General features: G+C 61.7%; 24 protein-coding genes and 1 tRNA gene. 16 read left to right on the forward strand and 9 right to left on the reverse strand.

Translation table 11 applies throughout. The features are described from left to right. The first annotated feature begins 18 nt into the window (after positions 1-18). The 11 genes from hisS (at position 19) to JJB74_RS07635 (ending at position 11576) form a co-directional block, all read left to right on the forward strand. Positions 19-1371, forward strand: coding sequence for a histidine--tRNA ligase (gene hisS / locus JJB74_RS07585; RefSeq protein ID WP_200591206.1), 1353 nt, complete (start codon positions 19-21; stop codon positions 1369-1371). A gap of 12 nt (positions 1372-1383) precedes the next feature. After that, positions 1384-2028, forward strand: coding sequence for a YfgM family protein (locus JJB74_RS07590; protein ID WP_200591207.1), 645 nt, complete (start codon positions 1384-1386; stop codon positions 2026-2028). A gap of 35 nt (positions 2029-2063) precedes the next feature. Continuing rightward, on the forward strand, positions 2064-3221 hold the full coding sequence (bamB, locus tag JJB74_RS07595) for an outer membrane protein assembly factor BamB (protein ID WP_200591208.1): 1158 nt from the start codon (positions 2064-2066) through the stop codon (positions 3219-3221). 9 nt (positions 3222-3230) lie between these two features. After that, entirely contained in the window at positions 3231-4571 is a 1341-nt protein-coding gene (gene der / locus JJB74_RS07600; protein ID WP_200591209.1) for a ribosome biogenesis GTPase Der, read from the forward strand. A gap of 126 nt (positions 4572-4697) precedes the next feature. After that, positions 4698-4934, forward strand: coding sequence for an RNA chaperone Hfq (hfq, locus tag JJB74_RS07605; protein WP_136418236.1), 237 nt, complete (start codon positions 4698-4700; stop codon positions 4932-4934). Between the two features lie 38 nt (positions 4935-4972). Further along, positions 4973-6121: a GTPase HflX gene (hflX, locus tag JJB74_RS07610; RefSeq protein ID WP_200591391.1), complete on the forward strand. Its 1149-nt coding sequence runs from the start codon at positions 4973-4975 to the stop codon at positions 6119-6121. Between the two features lie 26 nt (positions 6122-6147). After that, positions 6148-7455, forward strand: coding sequence for an FtsH protease activity modulator HflK (hflK, locus tag JJB74_RS07615; RefSeq protein ID WP_200591210.1), 1308 nt, complete (start codon positions 6148-6150; stop codon positions 7453-7455). After that, positions 7455-8336: a protease modulator HflC gene (gene hflC, locus JJB74_RS07620; protein WP_200591211.1), complete on the forward strand. Its 882-nt coding sequence runs from the start codon at positions 7455-7457 to the stop codon at positions 8334-8336. Before hflK ends, hflC begins: the two co-directional genes overlap by 1 nt. Positions 8337-8548: 212 nt before the next feature. After that, complete coding sequence (locus tag JJB74_RS07625; protein WP_200591212.1) at positions 8549-9700, forward strand: ATP phosphoribosyltransferase regulatory subunit; 1152 nt, start codon at positions 8549-8551, stop codon at positions 9698-9700. A gap of 2 nt (positions 9701-9702) precedes the next feature. Beyond that, the gene (locus JJB74_RS07630; RefSeq protein ID WP_200591213.1) at positions 9703-11016 is read left to right on the forward strand and encodes an adenylosuccinate synthase; all 1314 of its coding nucleotides are present in this window, start codon (positions 9703-9705) and stop codon (positions 11014-11016) included. A gap of 23 nt (positions 11017-11039) precedes the next feature. Then, positions 11040-11576: a phosphoribosyltransferase gene (locus JJB74_RS07635; RefSeq protein ID WP_200591392.1), complete on the forward strand. Its 537-nt coding sequence runs from the start codon at positions 11040-11042 to the stop codon at positions 11574-11576. A 391-nt stretch (positions 11577-11967) separates the two neighbouring features. Here the strand turns inward: JJB74_RS07635 and JJB74_RS07640 are convergent. The 6 genes from JJB74_RS07640 to treZ form a co-directional block, all read right to left on the reverse strand. Then, positions 11968-12052 (reverse strand) — tRNA-Leu (locus JJB74_RS07640). Between the two features lie 90 nt (positions 12053-12142). Then, entirely contained in the window at positions 12143-12781 is a 639-nt protein-coding gene (locus tag JJB74_RS07645) for a methyltransferase domain-containing protein (RefSeq protein WP_200591214.1), read from the reverse strand. 20 nt (positions 12782-12801) lie between these two features. Continuing rightward, positions 12802-13026, reverse strand: a complete 225-nt coding sequence (locus tag JJB74_RS07650; protein WP_200591215.1) for a hypothetical protein — start codon at positions 13024-13026, stop codon at positions 12802-12804. A gap of 43 nt (positions 13027-13069) precedes the next feature. Continuing rightward, entirely contained in the window at positions 13070-13570 is a 501-nt protein-coding gene (locus tag JJB74_RS07655; RefSeq protein WP_200591216.1) for a hypothetical protein, read from the reverse strand. Further along, on the reverse strand, positions 13551-14597 hold the full coding sequence (locus JJB74_RS07660) for an alpha/beta fold hydrolase (RefSeq protein WP_200591217.1): 1047 nt from the start codon (positions 14595-14597) through the stop codon (positions 13551-13553). Before JJB74_RS07660 ends, JJB74_RS07655 begins: the two co-directional genes overlap by 20 nt. An 81-nt stretch (positions 14598-14678) precedes the next feature. After that, positions 14679-16553 (reverse strand): malto-oligosyltrehalose trehalohydrolase, encoded by a 1875-nt coding sequence (treZ, locus tag JJB74_RS07665; protein WP_200591218.1) that lies wholly within the window; start codon positions 16551-16553, stop codon positions 14679-14681. A 264-nt stretch (positions 16554-16817) separates the two neighbouring features. Here treZ and JJB74_RS07670 point away from each other — a divergent pair, with 264 nt between their 5' ends. Next, positions 16818-17702, forward strand: a complete 885-nt coding sequence (locus JJB74_RS07670) for a D-alanyl-D-alanine carboxypeptidase family protein (RefSeq protein WP_200591219.1) — start codon at positions 16818-16820, stop codon at positions 17700-17702. A 76-nt stretch (positions 17703-17778) separates the two neighbouring features. On the opposite strand, the gene JJB74_RS07675 is transcribed toward JJB74_RS07670, so the two are convergent. Both JJB74_RS07675 and JJB74_RS07680 read right to left on the reverse strand, forming a co-directional pair. Beyond that, complete coding sequence (locus JJB74_RS07675) at positions 17779-18594, reverse strand: acyl-CoA thioesterase (RefSeq protein ID WP_200591220.1); 816 nt, start codon at positions 18592-18594, stop codon at positions 17779-17781. A gap of 167 nt (positions 18595-18761) precedes the next feature. Continuing rightward, a complete protein-coding gene (locus tag JJB74_RS07680; protein WP_234484023.1) occupies positions 18762-20855 on the reverse strand; it encodes a putative bifunctional diguanylate cyclase/phosphodiesterase in 2094 nt (697 codons plus the stop codon). 237 nt (positions 20856-21092) lie between these two features. Here JJB74_RS07680 and JJB74_RS07685 point away from each other — a divergent pair, with 237 nt between their 5' ends. The 4 genes from JJB74_RS07685 (at position 21093) to JJB74_RS07700 (ending at position 25083) form a co-directional block, all read left to right on the forward strand. Further along, entirely contained in the window at positions 21093-22349 is a 1257-nt protein-coding gene (locus tag JJB74_RS07685; protein ID WP_200591221.1) for a flavin-dependent oxidoreductase, read from the forward strand. Positions 22350-22360: 11 nt separating this feature from the next. Further along, positions 22361-22813, forward strand: a complete 453-nt coding sequence (locus JJB74_RS07690) for a hotdog fold thioesterase (protein WP_200591222.1) — start codon at positions 22361-22363, stop codon at positions 22811-22813. 102 nt (positions 22814-22915) lie between these two features. Then, the gene (locus JJB74_RS07695; protein ID WP_234484057.1) at positions 22916-24019 is read left to right on the forward strand and encodes an ABC transporter substrate-binding protein; all 1104 of its coding nucleotides are present in this window, start codon (positions 22916-22918) and stop codon (positions 24017-24019) included. 155 nt (positions 24020-24174) lie between these two features. Beyond that, complete coding sequence (locus JJB74_RS07700; RefSeq protein ID WP_200591224.1) at positions 24175-25083, forward strand: leucine-rich repeat domain-containing protein; 909 nt, start codon at positions 24175-24177, stop codon at positions 25081-25083. A gap of 76 nt (positions 25084-25159) precedes the next feature. On the opposite strand, the gene JJB74_RS07705 is transcribed toward JJB74_RS07700, so the two are convergent. Beyond that, on the reverse strand, positions 25160-26128 hold the full coding sequence (locus tag JJB74_RS07705; RefSeq protein WP_200591225.1) for a hypothetical protein: 969 nt from the start codon (positions 26126-26128) through the stop codon (positions 25160-25162). Positions 26129-26285: the final 157 nt, after the last annotated feature.

The following is a 26285-nucleotide window of genomic DNA, read 5'->3' on the forward strand; positions in this document are numbered from 1 at the left end:
GAACCAGTCGTAGAAACCATGTCAGAAAGCAAAAAAACCGAGAAGATCGTCGGCGTAAAAGGAATGAACGATGTCCTGCCGGCCGATGCGCCGCTGTGGGAACTGTTCGAAAACACGGTGCAGAGCGTGTTGAAGAGCTATGGTTTCCAGCAGATCCGCACGCCCATCGTCGAGCCGACGGCCTTGTTCGCGCGCGGACTGGGCGCGGTCACCGATATCGTCGAAAAGGAGATGTATTCCTTCACCGACAGCATGAACGGCGACCAGCTTACGCTGCGTCCTGAGAGCACTGCCGGCGTGGTGCGCGCCGCGCTCGAGCACAATCTGACCTACGACGGTCCGAAGCGGCTGTGGTATGCGGGTCCGATGTTCCGCCATGAGCGGCCGCAGCGTGGCCGCTATCGCCAGTTCCACCAGGTCGGCGCCGAAGCGATCGGCTTTGCCGGCCCGGATATCGACGCCGAACTGATCATGCTGTGCCAGCGCCTGTGGGATGACCTCGGCCTGGAAGGCATACGCCTGGAAATCAACTCCATCGGTGACGCCGAGGAGCGCAAGCGGCATCGCGACGATCTGATTGCCTATTTCGAGCAGCATCGGGAACAACTTGATGCCGATGCACAGCGCCGCCTGTACTCGAATCCCTTGCGCATTCTGGATACGAAGAATCCGACGATGCAGGAACTGGTGAATGCCGCGCCCAAGCTGCTCGACTATCTGGGCGAGGAATCGCGCGCGCACTTCGAAGGCGTGCAGCGGATTTTGCGCAGCAGCAATATTCCGTTTACCATCAACCCCCGCCTGGTCCGGGGCATGGATTACTACAACCGCACCGTGTTCGAGTGGATTACCGATCAACTCGGCTCGCAAGGTACAGTCTGCGGCGGCGGCCGCTACGATCCGCTGGTCGAAATGTTTGGCGGCAAGCCGACGCCATCCTGTGGATTCGCGATCGGCGTCGAGCGTCTGCTGGAATTGATGAAGGCGTCCGGCGAACAGTTTCCGCCGTCGCAGTGTGACGTCTACCTGGTGCACCAGGGCGAGGCGGCGCAGCTTGAAGCCTTCGTGGTCGGCGAGCGTTTGCGCGATGCGGGTCTCGATGTGGTGATGCATTGCGCCACCGCGGCCGGCGCGGGCAGCTTCAAGTCGCAAATGAAGCGGGCTGACGCCAGCGGCGCGGCGTTTGCGGTGATCATCGGTGAAGATGAAATCGCTTCCGGCACCGCCAGCGTCAAGCTCATGCGCGCTGCCGAAGGCGAAGCCAACCAGCACAGCGTCGCGATCGACTCGGTCGTCGAATTCCTGGTCGAACAGATCGTCGGCGGTCACGACCACGATCATGACCACGAGCACGTCCATTACAAACATTAAGCAGGGATAGTCATGGCATACGATCTGGAAGAGCAGGAACAACTCGCGTCGCTGAAAGCCTGGTGGAATCAGTACGGCAATCTTCTGAGCTGGCTGGTGATCGCCGCACTGGCTGCGTACACCGCCTGGTCCGGCTGGAATTACTACCAGCGCAACCAGGCGGGTCAGGCCGCACAGCTGTACGAAGAATTGAACCGTGCGCTCGCCACCAAGGACGCGCCGAAGGTGCTGCGCGCGGCGACCGATCTGCGCGATCGTTATGGTCGTACTGCCTATGCCGAAATGGGCGCGCTCAATGCCGCAAGGGTAGCGTTCGATGCCAATGACCTGACCGGCGCGAAGGCGCAGCTGCAATGGGTAGTGGACCATGGCCGTGACGATGCTTTCCAGGCACTGGCCCGCATCCGTCTGGCAGGCGTGCTGATGGATGAGAAAGCGTATGAAGAAGGCCTGAAGGTGCTCAGCGGCGACATGCCGGCAGCCTATGCCGGGCTGGCCGCCGACCGTCGCGGCGATCTGCTGGTCGCGCAGAACAAGCTCGATGAAGCCCGTGCCGCGTACAAGCAGGCGCTGGAAAAATCTGATCCGAAGAGCCCGGACCGTCAGCTGATTCAGATCAAGCTTGACGCCATAGGCGGCACCAACGCCGCAGCATGATGCCTTCCACGTCGTTCCCCAGGGAGAAGAACAAGATGCACATTGCAGCAAGGATCGCGGCCGCCTGCGTCGCGCTGACGGTGCTGGGCGGATGCTCAACACTGCAGTCGATCAACCCGTTCTCCAGCAAGGTGCCACGCAATCCGCCGGCGCCGCTGGTGGACTTCAAGCCGCAGATGACGGTGCGCACCGCGTGGACTGCAAACATTGGCAAGGCTGGCAATGCGTTGTTCAATCCGGCAGCGGTCGGCAGCAGTGTCTATGTCGCCGCGGCCGACGGCACCATCGCGCGCTTCGACGCTGAGAGCGGGCGGCAGATCTGGCGCATCAATGCCGGCATGCCGCTGACAGCCGGCGTCGGCACCGATGGCGTGACGGTAGCCGTCGGCGCCGCGCGCGGCATGGTGCTGGCTTTCGATGCCGACGGCAAGCCGATCTGGAAGGCGCAGGCCAGTAGTGAAATCCTGAGCGCGCCCGCAGTCGGACAGGGACTCGTCATCGTGCGCAGTCTGGACAATCACATCGTCGCCTTTGACGCGCTCGGCGGCAGCCAGCGCTGGACGCTGGAACGCACCACGCCGGCGCTATCCCTGCGCAGCGCGCCCGGCATCGCGGTGGATGCACAGTCCGCCTACGTCGGCCTGCCCGGCGGTCGCCTGCTGGCGCTGACGCTGACGAATGGCGGTCCGCGCTGGGAAATCGCTGTCGGCGATCCGCGCGGCGCCACCGAACTCGAGCGTATTTCGGATGTCTCCGGATTGCCGGCCCTGGTCGGCAGCGCGGTGTGCGCGGTGGCGTACCAGGGGCGTATCGGCTGCGTCGATGCCGCCAGCGGCACGACGCGCTGGGCCAAGGAGTTCTCCAGCACGGTTGGCGTTGGCGCCGACGAGCGCTTCGTATTCGGCGCTGATGAGCGAGGCAACGTGACCGCGTTCACACTGGATAGCGGCGCCAATGTCTGGCGCAATACCCAGCTCGGCAATCGCGGTCTGGCTACGCCGGTGTCGTATGGCCGCGCGGTTGCCGTCGGTGATTTCCAGGGCTACATGCATTTCCTGTCGCGCGAAGACGGCGCGCTGCTCGCCCGCAGTGCCAGCGATGGCAGCCCGGTCATCGGCACGCCGGTGGTTGCGCGTGACAATCTCATTTATCAAACCCAAGCAGGTACTCTGGTCGCCTTGAAGGCCGAGTAAGACAACATCATGAAGCCGGTCATTGCACTTGTAGGTCGACCCAACGTCGGCAAATCCACGCTATTCAATCGCCTGACGCGTTCGCGTGATGCCCTGGTTGCCGACCTGCCGGGTCTGACCCGCGACCGGCACTACGGCGAAGGCCGCATCGGCGAGAGGCCTTTTCTCGTCATCGACACCGGCGGTTTCGAGCCGGTGGCCAAGGACGGCATCCTGCATGAAATGGCCAAGCAGACCAAGCAGGCGGTCGCCGAAGCGGATGTCGTGATCTTTCTGGTCGATGGTCGGCAAGGCATGACGCCGCACGACAAGACGATCACCGATTTCCTGCGGCGCTCAGGCCGCCCGGTATTGCTGGTGGTGAATAAGGCTGAGGGCATGAAGTACACCTCGGTGACGGCCGATTTCTATGAGCTCGGCCTTGGCGACCCCTATGTCATTTCCGCTGCCCATGGCGATGGCGTGATGGACCTCGTCGACGAAGCGCTGGACAGCGCGCTGGCGCGCCAGGAAGAGCCGGAAGAGGAGGTCGAGCCCGAGGGGCGCGACATTCGCATCGCCATTGTCGGCAGGCCGAACGTGGGCAAGTCAACGCTGGTGAATACCTTGCTCGGTGAAGAGCGGGTGATCGCTTTCGACATGCCGGGAACCACGCGCGATTCCATCGAAATTCCCTTCGAGCGTGATGGCAAGCGCTATTCGCTGATCGACACAGCCGGCATACGCCGTCGCGGCAAGGTATTCGAGGCGATCGAAAAATTTTCGGTGGTGAAGACGCTGCAGTCGATTTCCGAGGCGAATGTCGTGATCCTGCTGCTCGATGCGCAGCAGGATATTTCCGAGCAGGATGCACACATCGCCGGCTTCATCCTGGAAAGCGGGCGTGCGCTGGTGGTCGGCGTGAACAAGTGGGATGGCTTGCAGAGCGACCGCCGTGACGAGATCAAGATCGACCTCGAGCGCAAGCTCAGCTTCCTGTCCTTCGCCAAGTTCCATTTCATCTCGGCGCAAAAGGGCACCGGCATTCCGCAGCTGATGAAGTCGGTTGACGCCGCCTATGCCGCCGCGATGGTGAAACTGCCGACGCCGAAGCTCACCAGAGCGTTGCTGGATGCGGTGGAACATCAGCAGCCGCGCCGCAAAGGCACCTTCCGTCCGAAGCTGCGCTATGCGCATCAGGGCGGACAGAATCCGCCGATTATCGTTATCCATGGCAACGGGCTGGAAGGTATCGACGCCAACTACAAACGGTATCTGGAAAAGCACTTCCGCGAAACTTTTTCCCTGGTCGGCACTCCACTGCGTATCGAGCTCAGGTCAGGAAAAAACCCCTTTGCGCAAACCGGGTAATGCCGGTTAGCTGTTTGGCAAACCCTTTGGAAATCGATTACATTCTTGCTACACCTGCCGCCAGGGATACTTGAATCTGATCGAATCGCCTCCAACTCCCGATCACAACAACACAATGGAGCTTCCATGAGCAATAAAGGGCAACTTCTACAAGACCCCTTCCTTAACGCCTTGCGCAAAGAACATGTCCCGGTATCGATCTATCTGGTCAACGGGATCAAGCTTCAGGGACACATCGAATCTTTCGACCAATATGTGGTGCTGCTCCGTAACACAGTGACTCAGATGGTCTACAAGCATGCCATCTCCACCGTTGTGCCGGCCCGCGCGGTCAATCTCAATCTGGAGTCCGACGCTGAATAAGCTTTCCTCTTTTGGAGGTTCGATTGGCAGGTGCTGAAATGCGCGCCGCGCTCGTCGGCCTCGACTTCGGTAAAGGCGATTTCGCCGCGAGCCTCGAAGAACTCGGTTTGCTTGCGAAATCCGCCGGAGCCCTTCCGGTTGTCACCATCATCGGCAAACGCAGCAGTCCGGACCCGGCACTGTATGTCGGTTCGGGCAAGGCACAGGAAATCCTTCAGGCGGTCACCGATAACGGCATCGAGATCGTCATCTTCAACCATGCGCTGTCGCCGGCGCAGCAGCGTAACCTCGAGCGCGTGCTCAAGGTGCGCGTGGTAGATCGCACCAGCCTGATCCTCGACATCTTCGCCCAGCGCGCGCAAAGCCATGAAGGCAAGGTGCAGGTTGAGCTTGCTCAGTTGCAGCATCTCGCGACGCGGCTCATTCGTGGCTGGACTCACCTGGAAAGACAGAAAGGCGGTATCGGCTTGCGCGGCCCTGGCGAAACCCAGCTCGAAACCGACCGCCGACTCATCGGTGAGCGGGTCAAGATGCTGCGCGCCAAACTCGGTCGACTGCAACGGCAGCATGCGACGCAGCGCCGCGCACGTAATCGCAACAAGACACTGTCGATCTCGCTGGTCGGCTATACCAATGCCGGCAAGTCGACGCTGTTCAATACGATGACCAAGGCAAACGTCTATGCCGCGAACCAGTTGTTCGCGACGCTCGACACCACCTCGCGCCGCGTCTATCTCGGCGAGGTCGGCAGCGTGGTGCTGTCCGATACGGTCGGCTTCATCCGCGAGCTGCCGCACCAGTTGGTTGCCGCATTCCGCGCCACGCTTGAGGAAACCGTGCATGCGGACCTGTTGCTGCATGTGGTCGATGCCGCCAGTCCAACGCGCCTGGAGCAGATCGAGGAAGTGAACGCGGTGTTGCGGGAGATAGGCGCCGACCACATTCCGCAGATTCTGGTCTGGAACAAGATCGATGCAGCCGGCCTGGATCCCGCGGTCGAGCGTGATGAGTATGATAAAATCCGCCGCGTTTTCATCAGTGCCCAAACCGGCGAAGGCCTCGATCTTCTCAGAAGCGCCATCGCCGAGTTCGCGGAAAGCTCGCAGGCTGAAGAGCCGGATGATGCGCACGTCATGGATGGCGACGATCTGCGCTTCAATGCGTACCGGCAGCATACAAACCAATAACGATACTCCCGCCGGATCGCGACAGCATGGCACCACACCTTTTGAAAAAACTCGGCCTGAAGTTTTCGCTCAACGATCCGCGCTGGGGGCGCGGTTCGCAGAACGATGAGCAGTCGTCGAACCAGAATGGCAAACAGCCAAGCGACGGCCCTCCGGATCTGGACCAACTCTGGCGTGACTTCAATCAGCGCGTGAATCGCTTTTTCGGCCGACGCAGCAGCGGTGGCGGTGGCAGCAGTGGTGGCGGTTTCCGCCCCGATATGCGCGGCATGAAGATCGGCGCCGGGATCATCGTCATCATCGTTCTTCTGCTGTGGCTTCTGAGCGGTTTCTTTATCGTGCAGGAAGGCCAGACTGGCGTGGTAATGACCTTCGGTCGCTACAGCCACATGGCCAATGCCGGCTTCAACTGGCACTGGCCGGCGCCGATACAGAAGCACGAGATCGTCAATGTCTCTTCGGTTCGCACAGTGGAAGTCGGTTACCGCTCCAGCGTGCGCAACAAAGTGCCCCGTGAAGCGCTGATGCTCACCGAGGACGAAAACATCATCGACATCCAGTTTGCGGTGCAATACAAGCTCAAGGATGCGTCGGACTGGGTATTCAACAATCGCGACAAGCAGGACACGATCAAGCAGGTGGCGGAAAGCGCCATTCGCGAAGTTGTAGGTCGCTCGCAGATGGACTTCGTGCTCTACGAAGGCCGCGAAAAGGTGGCGCAGGAAGTCGCGCAACTGATGCAGCAAATTCTGGATCGCTACAGTTCCGGTGCGCAGATCACCAACGTGACGATGCAGGGTGTGCAGCCACCGGAGCAGGTGCAGGCGGCATTCGATGATGCGGTCAAGGCAGGCCAGGACCGTGAGCGGCTGAAGAACGAAGGCCAGGCGTATGCGAATGATGTCGTTCCCCGCGCGCGCGGTACTGCTTCGCGTTTGCTGCAGGAGGCTGACGGTTATCGCGCCAAGGTGATTGCCAACGCCGAGGGCGAGACTGCGCGCTTCAAGCAAATCCTCACGCAATACCAGAAAGCCCCCGCCGTGACCCGCGACCGGATGTATATCGACACCATGCAGCAGATTTTCTCCAGCACGACCAAGCTGATGGTCGATGCGCGCACCAACAACAGCTTGCTTTATTTGCCGTTGGACAAGCTGATCGCGCAATCCGCTGCCGCAGAAATTGCGCAACCGCACGCTGCTGCGCCTGCTGCAACCGCTGCGCCCGCCACGCCGGCTCCGGCATCTACAAATAGTGCCGCCTCGGAGAGCCAGCGTCAGATCGATGCGCGCAGCCGCGAGAGCCGCGATTCGCGTGACAGGGAGGGCCGCTAATGAACCGCCTGATTGCGATTCTGGTCGTCGTCGTCGCAGCGCTTGCCGTCCTGTCATCCACGCTGTTCATCGTCGATCAACGGCAGTTTGCAATCGTATTTGCGCTGGGTGAAGTCAAGCAGGTCATTGCCGAACCCGGCTTGCACGTCAAGTTGCCGCCGCCGTTCCAGAATGTGGTGTTCCTCGACAAACGCATATTGACGCTCGATACCCCCGAAGCCGACCGTTTCATCACCGCCGAGAAAAAGAACATTCTGGTGGATGCTTTCGTCAAATGGCGCATCACCAACCCGAAGCTGTATTTCATCAGCTTTGGCGGTGACGAACGCCGCGCCCAGGATCGCATGGCGCAAATCATCAAGGCTGCGCTGAATGACGAGATCACCAAGCGCACGGTACGGGAAGTCATCTCCGGTGAGCGCGGCAAGGTCATGGATGCGATTCGCAACAAGGTGGGCGCGGAAGCGAAACAGATCGGCGCCGACATCGTCGATGTTCGCCTGAAGCGCGTCGACTATGTGGAGCAGATCAACAACTCGGTCTACGACCGGATGAAATCCGAGCGGGCGAGGGTGGCGAATGAATTGCGTTCCACCGGCGCGGCAGAGTCGGAAAAAATCCGCGCCGATGCTGATCGGCAGCGTACCGTCATCCTCGCCGAAGCCTATCGCGAGGCAGAAACCGTGCGTGGCGACGGCGATGGTAAGGCATCGCAGATTTACGCCGACGCTTTTGGCCAGAATCCCGAATTCTTCCGCTTCTATCGCAGTCTGGAAGCGTATCGGGCCAGCTTCCACAATCGCAGCGACGTGCTGGTGGTCGATCCGAATTCAGAATTCTTCCGCTATTTCCGCGGGGCGGACGCCGGCGCGAAAAAGTAATGCTGGCAAGTTTTGCCAAGCTCGTGGAAAATAGTGCGTTTGTCGGCGCCGATTGAACGGCGCCGTTTCCGATTTATGGATGGCAACGGACGGCTGCCGAAGTATCGGAAAAACATGGCCGGCGACGGAAGCTCCGGGTCGCCGGCATTGTCATGATGGCAGGCCTTTTCAACGCGGCCGCCATTCTTCTATAGATCACGCTTTCTTTTCTCATGCCCAGTTGGCTTCTTCCTGAAAACATTGCCGACGTTTTGCCGTCCGAGGCGCGCAAGATTGAAGACTTGCGTCGTGCGATCCTCGACAATTTCCGGCTGTACGGCTACGAGCTTGTCACGCCGCCCATGCTCGAGTATCTCGATTCGCTGCTGCCGGTTGGCGGTCACGACATGGATCTGCGCATGTTCAAGCTGGTCGATCAGCTTTCCGGCCGCACGCTCGGCCTGCGCGCCGACATGACGACCCAGGTGGCGCGCATCGATGCGCATCTGCTGAACCGTCCCAGCGTTACCCGCCTTTGCTATGCCGGCAGTGTCCTCCACACCCGGCCGTCCGGTCTGCATGCGACCCGTGAGCCGCTACAGATCGGTGCGGAAATCTATGGCCATGCCGGTCTCGAAGCCGATGCGGAAATTCAGGAGCTGGCGCTGGCGTCTCTGGCGCTGGCTGGCTTCACCGAAGTGCGCCTCGATCTCTGCCATGCGGGCTTGCTGCGTGCGCTGATCAGCGCTGATGAAAATGCCCGTGAAGACGAGGCAGCCCTGATCGCGCTGCTTCGGGCCAAGGATATTCCCGCACTGTCCGTGCTGGTCGAAGACTATGCGCCGCTCATCCGCGATGCGTTACTGAAGCTGCCGGACCTTTACGGCGATGCGAGTGTGATCGCACGTGCGCGTGCCGTACTGCCGACATTGCCCGCTGTCGAAAAGGCATTGACCGACCTGGAAGTGTTGCTCGATCTGGCTGGCGATGCGCAGGTCACGGTCGATCTGGCCGATTTGTCCGGATATCAATATGAAAGCGGCGCGATGTTCGCGCTGTATGTGCCCGGCTTGCCGAACGCAGTTGCACGCGGTGGTCGCTACGACCATGTCGGCGAAGCTTTCGGCCGCGCCCGGCCCGCGACCGGCTTTTCCATGGATTTGCGCGAGCTGGCGCGTCTGTTGCCTGGCGCCGCGCCGAAGGCGGCGATCCGCGCACCGTGGAGTCGTGATCCGGAATTGCGCCGGCGCATTGCGGAATTGCGCAATGCCGGTGAAATCGTGATCCAGCATTTGCCCGGTCATGACACGGAACAGCAGGAATTTGAACATGATCGGGTGATCGTGTTCGAAGGCGGTAATTGGATACTCAAATCTCTAGGTTAGTGATGTCACAAAACAGCATGGCAAAAAACGTGGTGGTCATCGGCACCCAGTGGGGCGATGAAGGCAAGGGCAAGATCGTCGACTGGCTTACCGATCATGCCCAAGGCGTGGTTCGATTCCAGGGCGGTCACAATGCCGGCCATACCCTGGTCATCGGCGGCAAGAAGACCGCGCTGCAACTGATTCCGTCGGGCATCATGCGCGTAGGCGTGGCCTGCTACATCGGCAATGGCGTGGTGCTGTCCGTGCCCGACCTGCTGCGCGAAATCGACAAGCTGCAGAACGCTGGCGTCGAAGTGGTGTCGCGACTGAAAGTGTCCGAGGCTTGCCCGGTCATCCTGCCTTATCACACTGCTCTCGACGCAGCGCGCGAAGCAGCCCGCGGCGCGGCCAAGATCGGCACCACCGGCAAGGGCATCGGCCCGGCCTATGAAGACAAGGTGGCGCGCCGCGCGATTCGTGTCGCCGACCTGCTCAATGAAAAGCGCTTTGCCGAAAAGCTGAAGGAAAACCTCGACTTCCACAACTTTGTGCTGGTCAATTACCTCAAGGCTGCGCCGGTCGATTATCAGCAGACGCTGGACAATGCGCTGGCCGACGTGCCGCGCCTGGCGCCGATGGTCACCGACGTGTCGAGCGCGTTGCATGCGTCCTATCGCGATGGCGCGAAGTTGTTGTTCGAAGGAGCGCAGGGCAGTCTGCTGGACGTGGATCACGGCACCTATCCGTACGTCACCTCGAGCAATTGCGTTGCCGGCAATGCGGCGGCTGGTTCGGGCGTTGGTCCGGACATGCTGCATTACATCCTCGGCATCACCAAGGCTTACACCACCCGTGTCGGTTCGGGCCCGTTCCCGTCGGAGCTGGGCACGGATGAGGGCGTAGGCAAGCATCTGGCCAGCGTCGGCCATGAATTCGGCACGGTCACCGGACGCGCGCGTCGCTGCGGCTGGTTCGATGCCGCGCTGCTGAAACGCTCGGTGCAGATCAACGGCGTCTCCGGCATGTGCCTGACCAAGCTCGATGTGCTTGACGGCCTCGAATCGCTGAAGCTGTGCACCGGCTACAAGCTCGACGGGAAAACCGTCGACATCTTCCCATCTGGTGCCGAAGATGCGGCCCGCTGCGAACCGATCTACGAAGAGATGCCGGGTTGGAAGGAATCGACCGTGGGCGCGAAATCGCTGGACGCGCTGCCGGCTAACGCCCGTGCGTACATCCAACGCATCGAAGATCTCGTCGGCGTGCCGATCGACATGGTTTCCACCGGTCCGGACCGGGAAGAAACCATCGTCCTGCGCCATCCGTTTCAATAAGTCTGCAGTAAAGGAATGCAATGATGCCGGTATCAACGGACAAGGACCTCTGGGTATCGTGGGATGACTATCACCATGCGATCGAATCGCTGGCGCTGATGGTGCATGAGTCGGGCTGGAAGTTCGACCATGTGCTGTGCCTGGCGCGCGGTGGCATGCGTCCCGGCGACATCTTCTCGCGCATCTTCGATGTGCCGCTGGCGATCCTGTCGACCAGTTCCTACCGCGAGGAAGAGGGCACGGTGCGTGGCGACCTGGATATCGCCAAGTACATCACCATGACGCGCGGTACGCTGTCCGGCCGGGTGCTGCTGGTCGATGACCTGGTCGATTCGGGCGTCACGCTGGAGCGGGTACAGAGCCACCTGAAGACCAACTTCCCGGCGGTTCAGGAAGTGAAGTCGGCGGTGATCTGGTGCAAGGCCTGCTCATCGGTGCGGCCGGATTTCTATCTGCAGTATCTGGAGTCCAATCCGTGGATTCATCAGCCGTTCGAGGAATACGATGGATTGCGGCCGCATCAGCTGGCGGCAAGGCATCGGAGGAATCAGCAGGGGTGATTTGTTTGCCCGCTTGCGTATAGGACCCGCTAAGAAATTGGCGGGTTTTTTGTTGGGTGAGAGATTGAGGATGCGCTTTGCGCATTCTTGGGTTTGAGGTGAGGTTTTTAGTCGTGTTCGACTGAAGACTTGATTGTTGAACCACGGAGGGACTCGGTCACGTTCCGCGACCCCGCCCGGCCTTGCAAGGCCGGGCTTTCGATCGAAGCGGCTTGCAAGCCGCTTCGGTTCGGCCGGCGCGAGGCGGTGCCTCGGGAAACCCCGGCCTCACTCCCTCGCGCAAAGCCCGCAGGGGCTTTGCTCGTGGGCACCGCTTGAAGAATTCGCTTCGCGAATTCTTAGGTAGGAAAAGCGAAAGGCCGGTTGATTGCTCAACCGGCCTTCCTAATTTTGGTGCCCACGGAGGGACTCGAACCCCCACACCTCGCGGCACATGGACCTGAACCATGCGCGTCTACCAATTCCGCCACGTGGGCTACGCTGCTCGCTGCATTTGTTACATCGCAGCGCTTGCGAGAGCCAGAACTATATAGACAATCACCACCTCGGTCAATGCCTCGGCAATATTATTTCGAAGAATCTGTTTCGATGAACGAACGACGCACCAAGGGCACTGCCAGCTCATGGCCACCGGTCGGGTGAGTGAGGCGCGGGTAGGGCGGTTTCGGCCATTCCCATCGACCCGAGGGGAACAATGCGCGCATCGCGCGGATGTCGCAGTGGTAGGGTGGTCCTTCGATGATGCCGGTCGTAGCCGCTTCGCCGGGCGTCTGCATGAACATCGCGTAAAGCATGCCGCCCGGCCGCAGCCAGCGATGCAGCTGACTTGCATAAGCAAGCCAATGGTCCGGATGCAGCGCGCACAGGCAGGTCTGTTCCCAAATCGCATCCGCCGGCATTTCGGGCTGCCATCCCAGCACATCGGCCTGCACCAGCTCCGCCTCGAGACCGCGCTCGGCCAGCAGCGCCGCGCAGGCATCGATTGCGCCAGCTGCGTAATCGATGCCGGTCACGCGCATGCCGGCCGCCGTGAGTTCGGCGACTTCCCAGCCACGTCCGCAGCCCGGCACCAGGATGCGCGCGCCAGGTTCGATGGCATGCGTAGCAAGCCAGGCATGCAATTGCGGATTTGCTTCGCCACGATCCCAGGGAAGCTCCTTGCGCGCGAAACGGGTTTGCCAGAACTCCTGCGTTGGTCCAGCCATGATGGTGTTTTCCAGAGCGATCAATGACCCGGCGCATGATACATCGTCAATTCCCAGGCATCGATCGCATAGTCATGCCGCACGATGTAGGTCGCATCATCGGCCAGCAGCTTGAAATAGGTGTACTCGGCCGATGGCCAGCGGTCGATGATTTCCTGAACCGGTATACGCCGTTCGCCCAGCCAGAAGGCTTCCGGCTCGCGTGCGCCAGCATGGCCAATCACGGTCTCGACCCGTAACAACATCCGCCTTCCTCCCTTGACCGCAGCGAAAACGCAAGCGCTGCGTCTATTTTCGGCGAGCGGCGTTGAAGAGATCAGTCGCCATCAGCCCGAGCGCCAGCATGCCGTAGGTTGCCGCGAGCGATCTACCCGACAGACGCTTTTCCCAGCCCGGCGTAAAACGCTTGGGCACCAGGTAGTAATCGGTCAGGTAGGCGCCGGCGCTGACGACGACTGCGCCCAACACTGGCTTCATCAGCGTTTTTGTCGCGCCACGCGGCGTGCCACGGCGGCTGAACCAGGCTTCGTAAAAGCTTGCCCAGAATACGGCAGAGAAGTGGTTGAGCAGAAAGCCCGGCACCGTGTACTTCAGCGATGCCTTGTCCTGGCGGCCAGCGGCATCGCCCCAGAGGATGTGGCTGGTGGCATTCACCGGCCCCAGCGCGGAGCCGGCTTCGCATTTGCCCGCCACGGCGACTGCAGCCGTCGTCGCAAGCCCGGCCACGCTGCCTGAGGTCAGTGCGCGGACAAGCGTCCCGACCAGGGTATTAGCCAGTCTGTTGGCCATGAGGGACTCCGGTAATCGGCTGGCCGGTAGTATTGGCCGAGCCGTAGACAAGCGGCTGATCTTCCACCGAGAGGGCCGTGCGTATCGCAACGACCACCTCGTTCAGCGCTTCGTGATGCAGCATGTGCCCGGCACCCGGAACGACCTGGAGCGTGCTTGTGCGCAGCAGCCCGTGCAGCCTTTCAGTCTGTGACTGAGTCGTGACCAGACGGTCGGCTTCGCCAGCCAGAAGCGTTACCGGCACCTTCAGGCGCGCATACTGCTGCGTCAGTTCGCGCGCCGCGCCGATCATCATCATGCTTTCGCTGCCCGAAGCCTCGAGTTGCGTCGGACGCAGCGCCATCCAGGTTGGATATTCCCGCTCAAAGCGTTGTGGCGTCGCCGGTGGACCGAACAGTCGGCGCAGGATGGGGCGCCACATCAGCCGCGTAAGTACTGGCGAAAGACTGTAGCGCATCAGCGTGCCGATACCCGGAACGGCGGGGATAGACGCGAACGGCACATCGAGCCTCAGCGATGGATAGTAGTAGCCGGACATCAGCACCAGCCCTCGTACATCCGCTGGATTCATCAAACCCATCCACATCGCCACCATGGTGCCCCAGGAGTGGCCGACGATGACCGGCCGCGATATCCGTAGGCGCAGCAGTGCCTGACGCAACAGCGCGGCCTGCGCGCGCGGATCGTAATTGCGGTAATCGGGGCGATCGCTGTAGCCGTAGCCCGGGCGGTCAAACGCGATGACGCGGTTGGTCTTCGCCAGCGCATCGATCAGGCCGCTGCTCTCGAAGTCCTCGATCATGCTGCCATTGCCATGCAGCAGAACCACCGGCGGACCTTCACCGCGATCAATGTAATGCAGTCTCACCCGGTCGACTTCGATGAACTGACCATGCGGCGGATGCTGCCTTTCCGCCTGCCTGGTGCGCCACCTGGTGTACAAGGCCGAAGCGCCAAGAGCTGCGCCGGTTGCCAGGAATCCGATCGCGGCATTCCTGGCCGCGCGGCTGTGCTTCAGATTCGCCATGGAGTAACCCGTGTATGCAATGCCCATGTGACACTTGCGATATGAGCAAGTTCCTGATTGCCGGCGCCAGTCACGAAGCGCTCAAACCCTTGCCGTCGACTCGGTCGCGGATGCGCCGGCCTCCAGTTCAGGCGCATCGGCATTGCGCGCTACCAGCATTGCTACGCAGCTGAAAGCAGGCAGATCGCCTTCCTCGAGGCCCTGCAATGCACCGGGCGTTTCAAACACCAGGTCGGCGCCGCCATCGCGCGGATCTGGCGTGAAGGCGATCGGCTGCGCGCCGAGGTTGACGGCCAGTTCCAGGATGCTGCCGTCGCCCATGCGCCAGCGCGCCGCAACGGCATGATCGGACAACGCCCAGGCCCGTATCGCGCGACAGCCGGGCAGGCGCGGAACGATGGCCGCATGCCGGGTCCGGAGCAATTGCGCGATCCAGGCCAGCCAGTCTTGCGCTTCCGGCTTCATCGCCGCGTTACCAATCGCGGCCGGCACCGAGGCGGCGAAGGTATCCGGATGGTTCGGATCCGGTATGGCGTCCCGGCTGGATTGCTGTGCGAACTCGGCGAAGGCGGCGAACTCATTACGCCGTCCCTCCCGCACCGCGGCGGCGAGGTTCTCATCCTGGAAATCGGTGAAGTACAGAAACGGCTCGGTCGCGCCCGAAGGTTCCCCCATGAACAGCAGCGGAATCTGCGGCGACAGCAGCAACAGCGCCATCGCCGCGCGCAGGGCGGCCGGATCGGAAAGCGTTGTCAGGCGCTCGCCCAGCGCCCGGTTGCCGATCTGGTCATGGTTCTGCAGGAACAGCACGAAGGCCGACGGCGGCAGATGAGCGCTCGGTTCGCCGCGTGGCTTACCACCGCGATGCGCGGAAGGGTCGCCCTGGTAGATGAAGCCTTGCTCGAGGCAGCGGGCCAGGCGCTGTGCCGGCTTGTCCGCATAGTCGCTGTAATAGCCGTGCGCCTCGCCGGTCAGCAGCACATGCAGCGCATGATGGCCATCGTCGTTCCATTGCGCATCAAAAGCGTCGCCGAGCAGATTGGCCGCGTTGTCCTCGTGTTCCATCACCAGATGCGGCCGTCGATGCGCGCGAGCGCGGATTTGTGCCGCCATTTCAGACAGCCATTCCTGGTCGGCGATCGCATGCAGGGCGTCAAAGCGCAAGCCATCCAGGTGGAATTCATTGAGCCAGTACACCGCGTTCTGGATGAAGAATTCCCGGACTTGCGGCTTGCGAAAATCGATGGCCGCGCCCCAGGGCGTCTGTATATCGGTACGGAAGAAGTCACGCGCGTAACTGTTCAGGTAGTTGCCGTCGGGGCCGAAGTGGTTGTACACGACATCGAGGAACACCATGATTCCCTGCGCATGAGCGGCATCGACCAGCGCTTTCAGTTCGTCGACGGAGCCGTAGCTGTTATCGGGCGCATAGGGCAGCACGCCGTCATAGCCCCAGTTGTGTTTGCCGGGGAAGGCGGCGATCGGCATGAGCTCGATGGCGGTAATGCCGATGGCGGCCATCTCGGGCAGGCGCGCTGCCACGCCCTTGAAACCGCCGAAGGCGCCGACGTGCAATTCGTAAATCACCGCTTCTTCCCACGGCCGGCCCTGCCAGTGCTCGTCGTGCCAGGCGTAGCTTGCCGGATCGGTCACCATGCTCGGGCCGTGCGGATCGCCATGCTGTGCGTGCGAAGCCGGATCCGGAACCTGCATGCCATCCTCGAGCCGGTAACGGTAGAGCGTGCCGGCGCCGCAATCGGCTTGCGCTTCGAACCAGCCATCGTCCAGGCGCGTCATCGGCACGGTTCGCCTGCCTTCGTCGAGCACGACATCGATCGCATTCGCATTCGGCGCCCACAGGCGAAATTCCGTACGGTTGGGGCCGATCAGCGTGGCGCCGAATTCGGCCGTGCCCGGTTCCCGGCTGCGGCTACCCGCGTCTTGCGCTGCACTCATGAAATCTTCCTCTTCTGAAAACGCATTTGGCTCGGCTTAAAGACCGGCTTGTCCGGACCATCAGTCAGCCAAGGAGTGTAGCGAGCGCGTGGATGCGGGCCGCGCAATGTCGGAATCTCATCTCCGTTTTGATCAATCGTGGCGCAACTGTCACCAAGCACCAGTCTTGCACGATAAAAATCGTTTCAAGAAAGAAATGATACGGAGAAATGTTCCGTAAAATTGGCTATGATTGTTGCACTGGATTAATTAAGGGGGAATTCCATGTTCAAGACGGCGGTGTTGGCGGCACTGATCTGTTTGGCGAGTTCGGCGCATGCCGTCAATCTCGGCTCGAAGCATGCCTTGCTGATTGATGAAGACACCGGCGCCGTGATGCTGGAAAAGAATTCGAACGACATCGTGCCGATTGCTTCGCTGACGAAGCTGATGACGGCCATGGTGGTGCTGGATGCGCATCCGGACATGGATGAGAACATCACCATCACCGAGGACGACGTCGACATGCTCAAGCACAGTTCCTCGCGCGTGCCGGTGGGCACCAGCTTTACACGCGCAGCGCTGCTGGAATTGGCGTTGATGTCCTCGGATAATCGCGCCGCGCATGCGCTGGCACGCAGCTATCCCGGCGGCATGGATGCCTTTCTGAGCGGAGTGCGCACCAAGGCTATGGAGCTCGGCCTGCGTCGTACCAACATCGAAGAGCCTACCGGACTGTCGCCGCACAATACCTCGACCGCGGTCGACCTTTCCAGGATCGCGATGGCGGCTTCGCGTTATCCCGAGATCGCGCGCATCACCACGTCTTCGAACGATCTGATCGATGTCGATGGCGCGCCCACGCAGTACCGCAATACCAATCACCTCGTTGGTCATCACGGCTGGGACATCCTGTTGTCCAAAACCGGTTTCACCCGCGAAGCCGGCCGCTGCCTGGTCATGCGCGTGCAGGCGGCTGGCCGCCACGCGATCATGGTGTTGCTCAACGCCAGCGGCAGCGCCGCTCGCACGATGGATGCGATGAATCTGCAGCGTGTAATTACCGGCGAACCGATGATTGCTGCTGCTGTGCGCGTCAAGCATCGCAAGCCCGCAACCCGAGTCGCCCGCGCGACAGCACGTCGCGGACACGGCCACCGCCTGAGCTGATCAAGACGCCGCGGGCTCCGTCCGCCGGCGCAGCGCAGTCTGCGCCGGCTTCTCCTTTCCGGCGAGCGGCCGGGCATTACTCCTTGAAATACACCACCTGCTGGCTTACCGCGAGCAGCTTGCCGTCACCGCTCCAGATTTCCGCGCTCTGATCGAAGAAACCGTTGCCGAAATGACCGGCGCGCGCCACGCCGAGCACCGGCTGCGTGCCCTGTGCGGCAAGCTGTGCGGCATCCGCGTGGAACAGCGTGGTCAGCGCTACTGTGCCGACCGGCACCCAGGCCGGACGGCGCACGAAAATCCGCGGAAAGAAGGCGTCGCACAGCGAGGCGAGGGCGGGGTAGTCCAGCGCACGCGCGGGTTGGTCCCGCATCCAGACCTGTGTCAACGAATCCGGTTCGCGATTTGCTTCTGTTTCGCCGAGCGCTCCGGTGACGAAGCGCATCTCGTAGCGGCGCGTCCATGCGGCACGCGGATGTGCCGGCGCTACCGGCACCGTCTCTGCCGCTGGCGGCGCCGGAAAGCGCAGCTCAGTCGATGTCCAAGTGTCGCGCCTCGTGGCGAATACTGCAGTGGCGAACGCGGCAACCGCACCGGCCTGCGTCAATTCGATCAGCCAATGCTGGGTGCTGCGGTTGGTGCGCATAGGCCTTGCGCGAACATCAAAACCGCCGTCGGCGATCGGCGCTGCGTAATGCACCGTCAGCGACAAGGGATCGCCCAGCCGTTCCGGGTGCTGCATTGCACCGTTGAGCAGGGTGGCAGCAATCACGCCGCCGAAAGGGCCGACCATGTTGGCATAGTCAACGCTGGTCTGGCCGCGGTATTGGTGCGCTTCGGCTGGCTCGAGTGCGATCGCGGCATCGAGCGGATGCCCCTGTTCTGTCTCCATGTGATCCTCGTTCGTTTGTCGAATTGAGCAGAAATGCTGCCCCGGCATTCTATGCTCGCGAACGGGTTTTCTGCCGGCGTGCGCCGGCGGGGGAGTGTGGGCAGGTACGGAACCGGGCAACGCCGAACGCGAGCAAAACCGCTGTACCGAAAGCGGAGGGGCCCGCCTCAGACTGCGGCTTCAGCACCGATCGCGTCGCGCAGGAAGGCTTCGAAGTCCGGGACCGACAGCGGCTTGCTGCGCAAATACCCCTGGTATTCATCACAGTCGAGCGATTCGAGGAAAGCAAGCTGCTCCGAAGTCTCTACGCCTTCGGCGATGACGCCAAGCCGCAGGCTGTGCGCCAAAGCGATCACCGAACGTACGATGGCGGCATCGTCGGCATCGGAACTGATATCGCGTACGAAGGAACGGTCGATCTTCAGCGTATCAAGCCGGAACTGCTTCAGATAGCTCAGGCTGGAGTAGCCGGTGCCGAAATCGTCGATCGAGATGTGTATGCCCTGCGCATGCAGTTTTTCCAGGATCTGCGCGGCTTCCTTGGCGTTGTGCATTACCACGCTTTCGGTGACTTCCAGCTCCAGGCAGGAGGCGTCCAGGCCAACGTCCTTCAGCACGCCGGCGACGAATTCGGGCAGGTTCTGCTGCCGGAACTGCACCGCAGACAGGTTCACCGCCACGCGCAGCTTGGGCAAACCCTGCTGCTGCCAATCCCGGTTTTGCCGGCAAGCGGTTTCCAGCACCCACGCGCCGATAGGCCCGATCAGGCCAATTTCCTCGGCGAGTGGAATGAATTCCGCCGGCGGCACCAGGCCGCGCTCCGGATGACGCCAGCGCAGCAGCGCTTCCATGCCGAGCACCTGGCCGGATTTCACATCCACCTTCGGCTGGTAATGCAATTCGAACTCGCGCTGATCGAGCGCGCGGCGCAGCGCCTTTTCCAGAGCCAGGCGCGCGCTGGCCGCCGCATTCATCTCCGGCGTGAAGAACTGGTAATTGCCGCGGCCCATGCGCTTGGCGTGGTACATCGCGCTGTCGGCATTGCTCATCAGTTCGCGCAGTGTGCCGCCGTCTTCCGGGTAAAGGCTGATGCCGAGGCTGGCCAGGACATTCTGTTCCTGTCCATCGACTTCCACTGGCAAGGTTAGGGCCGACAAGATGTTCTGCGCAATCTGCGCCGCCGCCTGCGGATTGAGGATGTCGCCAGCCAGCACGACGAATTCATCGCCGCCGATGCGTGCGACCGTGTCGGTGTTGCGCAGGCTGGCGGAAAGCCGCGCGGCAACTGCCTGCAGCAGTTTGTCGCCGTAGTGATGACCAAGCGAATCGTTGATCGTCTTGAAGCGGTCCAGATCGAGAAACATCAGGGCAAAGCCACGGCCTGAGCGCGAGGAAGCGGCGATCGCCTGGCAAATGCGGTCTTCGAGCAGGCTGCGATTCGGCAACTGGGTCAGCGCATCATGCAGCGCCTGGTGATGCAGTTGCTGATTGGCGTCGGACAGCGATTTCACCAAGCCGGCGGTGCGCTGGGCGATACGCGAATCGAGCACGGCGAGCATCAGCGCAATCGACAGTACCGACAGCGAGCCGACGCCGACCGACAGCGCCAGCCAGCCGCTTTCGACGCCACCTGCGGCCATGCAGAAGCTGCCGGTCGGGAAACTGGCAGCCGCCATGCCGGTGTAATGCATGGCGGTGATCGCCAGGCCCATGACCACCGCGCTGCCGCCTTTCTTCAGGTTGGCCAGCATCGAATCATCGGCGCGCAGCGTAAAGGCGATCCACAGGGCGACAATCGATGCCGAAATCGCAATCGCCACCGAGGCCAGGAACAGGAGCGGATCGTACTGGATCGCCGGACTCATGCGCATGGCGGCCATGCCGGTGTAATGCATGCCGCAGATGCCGAAGCCCATCAGCGTGCCGGCCAGCACCAGACGCGCGATGCCGACCGTTTTACGGCTGACGATAAACAACGCGAAGGCCGAGACCATCACCGCGAACAACAGCGAAAGAAAGGTCAGACCCAGGTCATAGGACATGCGGATGGGCAGGCTGAAGGCCAGCATGCCGATGAAATGCATGGACCAGATGCCCACGCCCATCGCGATCGCTCCGCCAGCAAGCCAGAACGTGCTGACCTTGCCCTCGGTGGCACTGACTCGGGCCGCCAGGTTCAGGGCGGTGTACGAAGCCATCATCGCAACCAGGATGGACAGGCCGACAAGCTGATGATCGTAAATACCGGTCAGAAAGGACAAAGTGAGCTCGCTTGATTTTTAAGTTATTGTCTAACGGCAACATTCTCGCCGAATTTAGGGCTGGGCGGGGTGATGTTTGGTTCGTCGGGGAAAGCGCTGATTGGTTTTCTATCGATAACCTCCGGTTTTCCCCAGCCGTGCCTGCGGGAAACCTTGGTTCGGACCAGCGCTGCGAATGTTATAAAATCCAGCACGCAGTGCAGGCTGCGACGTTGACAATCACTCCAGGGGACAAGAATGAGGATCACAGTAGCCGGGGCCGGCATCGGCGGCCTCGTATTTGCGCTGATGCTGCACAAGCGCGGCATCGAAGTCGAGGTATGGGAATCGGTGCAGGAGATCCATCCGCTGGGCGTCGGTATCAACCTGTTGCCGCATGCGGTCAAGGAATTGGCCGAATTGGGACTCGAAGAGTCGATTGCCGAAATCGCGATCAAGACTTCGCAGCTCGCCTACTACAACAAGTTCGGCCAGCAGATCTGGGTCGAGCCGCGCGGCCGCGCCGCAGGCTACGACTATCCACAGTTCTCGATTCACCGCGGCGGGCTGCAGATGCTGTTGTTGCGCGCCGCGCAGCAGCGTCTGGGCGCCGACCGGGTGCATCTGGGCCATGCGCTGGAATCCTTCACCCAGGACGCGGACAGCGTCACCACCGTAATGCGCCGTCGCGCTGACGATACGCTGATCGAAACCCGTTCCGACATGCTGGTTGGCGCTGATGGCATCCACTCCGCGCTGCGCAAGCTGATGCATCCGATCGGTGATGCGCCGCGCTTCTCCGGGCGCATGCTGTGGCGTGCGATGACCGAAGGCCAAGCATTCATGGATGGCCGCACCATGTTCATGGCCGGCCATCAGGACCAGAAATTCGTCGCTTATCCGATTTCTGAACCGCTGCGCCAACAAGGACGTTCGCTGATCAACTGGATCGCCGAGCTGCGCGTGCCCGATGGCGCACTCGCCACGACCGACTGGAACCGCAAGGTCGACAAATCGGTCTTTGCGGATGCCTTCGCCTCCTGGAAGTGGGATTGGATCGACATTCCGGCGCTGATCGATGGCGCGCCGGTCATCTATGAATTTCCGCTGGTGGACCGCGATCCCTTGCCGCGCTGGACCGATGGCCGCGTCACGCTCATGGGCGACGCCGCGCACCCGATGTATCCGATCGGATCCAACGGCAGCGCCCAGGCCATCCTCGATGCGCGTTACCTGGCCGATTGCCTGGAAGACGCCAGAGCCAATCGCTGCAGCCTGCCTTACGCGCTGAAGGAATACGAAGCCGAGCGCCTGCCGAAGACCGCCGGCATCGTGCTGCGCAACCGCATGAATGGGCCAGAGCAGGTGATGCAACTGGCCGAAGAGCGCGCACCGAACGGTTTCGACGATATCAATGCCGTGTTGCCGCTGGCCGAGCGCGAAGCGATCTCACAGCGCTACAAGCGCCTGGCCGGCTTCGACAAGCAAACCCTGGCCGCGGCGCCGCAGCGTTGACTGGCGCCGCGATGACGATCTGGAAACGCGCGTTCACCCTGGCCGACCTGGACCGGCTGCATGCCGACACCGCGGTCGAGCGGCTCGGTATCGAATTTATCGGCGCGGGCGACGACTGGCTTGCCGCGCGCATGCCGGTGGACAGCCGCACGGTGCAGCCGTTCCGCATTCTGCATGGCGGCGCCTCGGCGCTGCTAGCGGAAACCGTCGGCAGCTGCGCCGGCAACCTGTGCCTGGCGCCGGAAACCGAATACTGCGTTGGCCTGGATATCAATGCCAACCACATGCGCGCGGCATCCGGCGGCTGGGTCATCGGCACGGCCCGGCCGCTGCATCTTGGACGCACCACCCAGGTCTGGGAAATCCGTATCACGGACGAGGAAGACAGGCTGGTCTGCATGTCGCGGCTGACGATGTCGGTGCTGCGGCGCGCAGGGCAGGTTGACAAGCAGAACTCACCATAACAAGCAAGCCGATAACCGGAGGAGACAAGCATGAACCGCAATCACCCCAATACCCCGATCCCGAAACTCGCTGCGCTGGCGGTGCTCAGCGCCACGCTCGGCATGAGCCTGCCGGCCTGGGCCGATATCACCGTCGGCATCTCGGTTTCGGCCACCGGCCCGGCGGCATCGCTGGGCATCCCGGAAAAGAACACCGTGGCGCTGTTGCCAACCACGATAGCCGGACAAAAGGTCCGTTACATCGTGCTCGACGACGCAACCAACCCGACCGAAGCCAACAAGAACGCCCGCAAGTTCGCCAGCGAAGACAGCGCCGACATCATCTTCGGATCCTCCGCCGTGCCGACCTCGCTGGCCATTGCCGAAGTCGCCGCCGAAACGAAGACGCCGCAGGTCGCGCTGGCGCCGGTCGAGATCAACGATGCCAAGAAGGCCTGGGTGTTCGTCGTGCCGCAACATAACGCGCTCATGGCGCGCGCGCTGGCCGATCACATGAAAGCCCATGGCGTGAAGACGCTCGGCTTCATCGGCTTTGCCGATGGCTACGGCGAAGGCTGGCTGAGGGAAATGACGCGCGCGGCCGAAGCGGCCGGAATCAAGATGGTCGCGGTCGAGCGCTACAACCGCACCGACACCAGCGTCACCGGTCAGACGGTAAAGCTGATTGCGGCCAAGCCGGACGCCATCCTGGTCGCCGGTTCCGGCACGCCGGCGGCCTTGCCGCAGATCGCGCTGGTGGACCGCGGCTACAAGGGTCCGATCTATCAGAGCCACGGCGCGGCGAACAAGGAATTCATCCGTGTCGGCGGCAAGGCGGTGGAAGGTGCGGTGCTGCCGGTCGGCCCGGTGGTGGTCGCTTCGCAGCTGCCGAGCAGCCATCCGTCCAAGGTGGTCGCTATGGAATACACCAAGGCCTATGAAGAGAAATACGGCGCCGGCACTGTCTCGCAATTCGGCGGCCATCTGTTCGACGCCTACAAGCTGCTCGAAGCTGCGGTGCCGACCGCCTTGAAGAAGGGCCAGCCCGGCACGCCAGCCTTCCGCCAGGCGCTGCGCGACGCGATCGAGACCGACCGCGAAGTTGTTGGCGCGCACGGCGTGTTCAACATGAGCCCGACCGACCACTATGGCCATGACGAGCGCGCGCGGGTGCTGGTGAAGATCACCAACGGCGACTGGAAGCTGATCGAGGCGGGCGCAAAGTAAGCAGCGCTGCCTGAAAATTCCCGGAAAACGAGGCGGCTTGCGGCAATGTTCGCAGGCCGTTTTCTTTTCCGGTCAGCGTATAGGCGGCGAATGATGGGGAACCGGGACTTTTCGATCGCTACACAGGCTTCTTTCATCGAAAAGGAGAGATGGTGATGGACGCAATCCGTTATAGCCAGCGAAGTACTGATGTGCCGGGCAGCGCACAGGATCCGGGGGTTTACACCTCGAAGTTGAGCGAATGGGCGCGGCACACCACATGCAGCCAGGCGCAGGAAGTCGTCAAACGCATACAGCAATGGCGCGGCGGCGACCCCTCGAGCCAGCTGGATCTGACGCACTGCGATCTTGACGAATGCCCGCCGCTTCCTTTCGATCTGCAGAATGTGAACCTGTCCTGGAATCCGCGCCTGAGCGCTTTGCCGCAAAGGCTGCCCGATTCCCTGGTATCCCTGGCTGTCATGTTCTGCAATCTGAGCGCCTTGCCTGCGCAATGGCCGCCGTGTCTTGAGAAGTTGATCATCGCAAGCAATTGCGTCGCTGCCTTACCTGAGAACTTGCCCGACAGCGTGCGCACGATTGGGGCCGCGAACAATCGCATCGAGCAGGTGCCCGCGCATTTGCCGGCGCGACTGGAGTCGCTGGGCATAGGCACCAATCGTATCGCGCACGTGCCCATGGGCCTTCTGTCGATGCCGAATCTGAAGGAACTGGCGTTGGCCAACAATCCCCTGACGCCAGCGTGCATACAGGAATTGCGACAGGCGAGCGCACTGCCTGACTATGCGGGACCGACGATAACGATAGGCGAGATAGGCGAATACTACGATGCCTCGGAAATCCTTCCGGCCAGTCGAGCTGCCGATACGGTGAGGATAGTGCCAGCGCATCCTGCGCGCGCGCAGGTAAATCGGCACTTGCAGCAAGGTGCGCAATATGTGGCGTGGTATGCGGACAGTGAACGCACCATCGTTCGGCCGTACTATCGCGACACTACGAACGTTTCGCTTGCCAGTGCGCTAATGGCATTGAATTTATCCGACGAGTCGTCCGAGGAATCCTGATAGGTGCAACGGCTTGCCGCAGTTACGGCAAGCCGTTGCACTTCCATGCACTCCTGTTGTGACGCGGTCCTTCAATCTAGTAAAAACTTTCCCATACCGGCCAATTCCATTTCGCCCGCAGAACGGGATCGCCCTGCGATGCCATCGCGCCTTCGTTGATCAGTTTCACGAACAGCAGGCGCTTGACGCCATTCCAGGTGGCGATTGCATAAAAGTCAGCTTGCACACCCTTGTTGCCGCAGTCTTCGCCGGGCTTGCAGCCGAAGGGCTGATAGTCGTAGACGCGCGAGGTCCAGCTCACGGCGCCCGGATAGCGGCCGCCGGATCGGTTCAGCATTGCCACCGGCCCGGATTGACCATGCCCCTGCTGATCGCCCAGCGATAGGAAGGGTTGAACGAAGTTGCGCCGGCTGCGGTCGTAGCGGCAGCGAAAATCATGTTGGCTGGCATTGATGATCAGGTGCGCGCGCTTGGCGCCGCCGGGCAAGCCTTCCATCGCCAGCTTGTACAGATTCGGCGTTGGATCTGCGATTGGATCGGTGATGCGATGCGAAAACCCGGGCGGACCATCATTGCATTGATTGAAGGAAGGTTCGCTGTTGGCCACCGCGACCCAGTATTGGTCGAGCGGGCGGTTCAGCGAGAAGAAGCGGCTGCTGGCGTAACTGATGCAGCCGATCCAGCTGTCGCCGATGAGCGTGCCATCGCCACCGCAGGATGGCTCGACTTGCAAATAGCCGCGCCATCGCCCCAGGTCGCGTCCATAGGGATCGCGCCAGGCCAGGCCGGGGCAGCCGAAAGGATTCAGCGGATCTCGCGCATCGAAGCGACAGCCGGCCACCGGTGTTTGATACCAAAGCGTGAGCCATTGCGCGCCGCTGCCGACGCCGGGCGCATAACTGCTGCGCACGCGGCCTGCGACAAGGCCGCGGTCATCGAAATCCGCGTGGGCCGATGGCGCCGCGGTCAGGCAGATAAGGCAGGCGAGGGCGGCAATGGGCAAAAGGCGGCGGAGGAAACGGAAGAAGGCGGATACGTTGTGCATGGCGTTCGGGCTCCTGATCCAGGAGAGCACGATGCTGACGCACGACGACGGCAGCGGCGAAAGAGAAGACAGCGCGCTTGGACTTATGGGTACATTGCCGAACCGAAGTGCTGTGACGGAATGACGCCACTGGATAAATCGACTGTCGATTCGGGCA

This window comes from Noviherbaspirillum pedocola (assembly GCF_016632335.1).
GTDB classification, from domain to species: Bacteria; Pseudomonadota; Gammaproteobacteria; order Burkholderiales; family Burkholderiaceae_D; genus Noviherbaspirillum_A; species Noviherbaspirillum_A pedocola.

Bases quoted from the DNA above. Each gene is read 5' to 3' on its own strand.
- hisS (WP_200591206.1), top strand. From the start codon at position 19: ATGTCAGAAAGCAAAAAAACCGAGAAGATCGTCGGCGTAAAAGGAATG.
- JJB74_RS07590 (WP_200591207.1), top strand. From the start codon at position 1,384: ATGGCATACGATCTGGAAGAGCAGGAACAACTCGCGTCGCTGAAAGCC.
- bamB (WP_200591208.1), top strand. From the start codon at position 2,064: ATGCACATTGCAGCAAGGATCGCGGCCGCCTGCGTCGCGCTGACGGTG.
- der (WP_200591209.1), top strand. From the start codon at position 3,231: ATGAAGCCGGTCATTGCACTTGTAGGTCGACCCAACGTCGGCAAATCC.
- hfq (WP_136418236.1), top strand. From the start codon at position 4,698: ATGAGCAATAAAGGGCAACTTCTACAAGACCCCTTCCTTAACGCCTTG.
- hflX (WP_200591391.1), top strand. From the start codon at position 4,973: ATGCGCGCCGCGCTCGTCGGCCTCGACTTCGGTAAAGGCGATTTCGCC.
- hflK (WP_200591210.1), top strand. From the start codon at position 6,148: ATGGCACCACACCTTTTGAAAAAACTCGGCCTGAAGTTTTCGCTCAAC.
- hflC (WP_200591211.1), top strand. From the start codon at position 7,455: ATGAACCGCCTGATTGCGATTCTGGTCGTCGTCGTCGCAGCGCTTGCC.
- JJB74_RS07625 (WP_200591212.1), top strand. From the start codon at position 8,549: ATGCCCAGTTGGCTTCTTCCTGAAAACATTGCCGACGTTTTGCCGTCC.
- JJB74_RS07630 (WP_200591213.1), top strand. From the start codon at position 9,703: ATGTCACAAAACAGCATGGCAAAAAACGTGGTGGTCATCGGCACCCAG.
- JJB74_RS07635 (WP_200591392.1), top strand. From the start codon at position 11,040: ATGCCGGTATCAACGGACAAGGACCTCTGGGTATCGTGGGATGACTAT.
- JJB74_RS07645 (WP_200591214.1), bottom strand. From the start codon at position 12,781: ATGGCTGGACCAACGCAGGAGTTCTGGCAAACCCGTTTCGCGCGCAAG.
- JJB74_RS07650 (WP_200591215.1), bottom strand. From the start codon at position 13,026: ATGTTGTTACGGGTCGAGACCGTGATTGGCCATGCTGGCGCACGCGAG.
- JJB74_RS07655 (WP_200591216.1), bottom strand. From the start codon at position 13,570: ATGGCCAACAGACTGGCTAATACCCTGGTCGGGACGCTTGTCCGCGCA.
- JJB74_RS07660 (WP_200591217.1), bottom strand. From the start codon at position 14,597: ATGGCGAATCTGAAGCACAGCCGCGCGGCCAGGAATGCCGCGATCGGA.
- treZ (WP_200591218.1), bottom strand. From the start codon at position 16,553: ATGAGTGCAGCGCAAGACGCGGGTAGCCGCAGCCGGGAACCGGGCACG.
- JJB74_RS07670 (WP_200591219.1), top strand. From the start codon at position 16,818: ATGTTCAAGACGGCGGTGTTGGCGGCACTGATCTGTTTGGCGAGTTCG.
- JJB74_RS07675 (WP_200591220.1), bottom strand. From the start codon at position 18,594: ATGGAGACAGAACAGGGGCATCCGCTCGATGCCGCGATCGCACTCGAG.
- JJB74_RS07685 (WP_200591221.1), top strand. From the start codon at position 21,093: ATGAGGATCACAGTAGCCGGGGCCGGCATCGGCGGCCTCGTATTTGCG.
- JJB74_RS07690 (WP_200591222.1), top strand. From the start codon at position 22,361: ATGACGATCTGGAAACGCGCGTTCACCCTGGCCGACCTGGACCGGCTG.
- JJB74_RS07695 (WP_234484057.1), top strand. From the start codon at position 22,916: ATGAGCCTGCCGGCCTGGGCCGATATCACCGTCGGCATCTCGGTTTCG.
- JJB74_RS07700 (WP_200591224.1), top strand. From the start codon at position 24,175: ATGGACGCAATCCGTTATAGCCAGCGAAGTACTGATGTGCCGGGCAGC.
- JJB74_RS07705 (WP_200591225.1), bottom strand. From the start codon at position 26,128: ATGCACAACGTATCCGCCTTCTTCCGTTTCCTCCGCCGCCTTTTGCCC.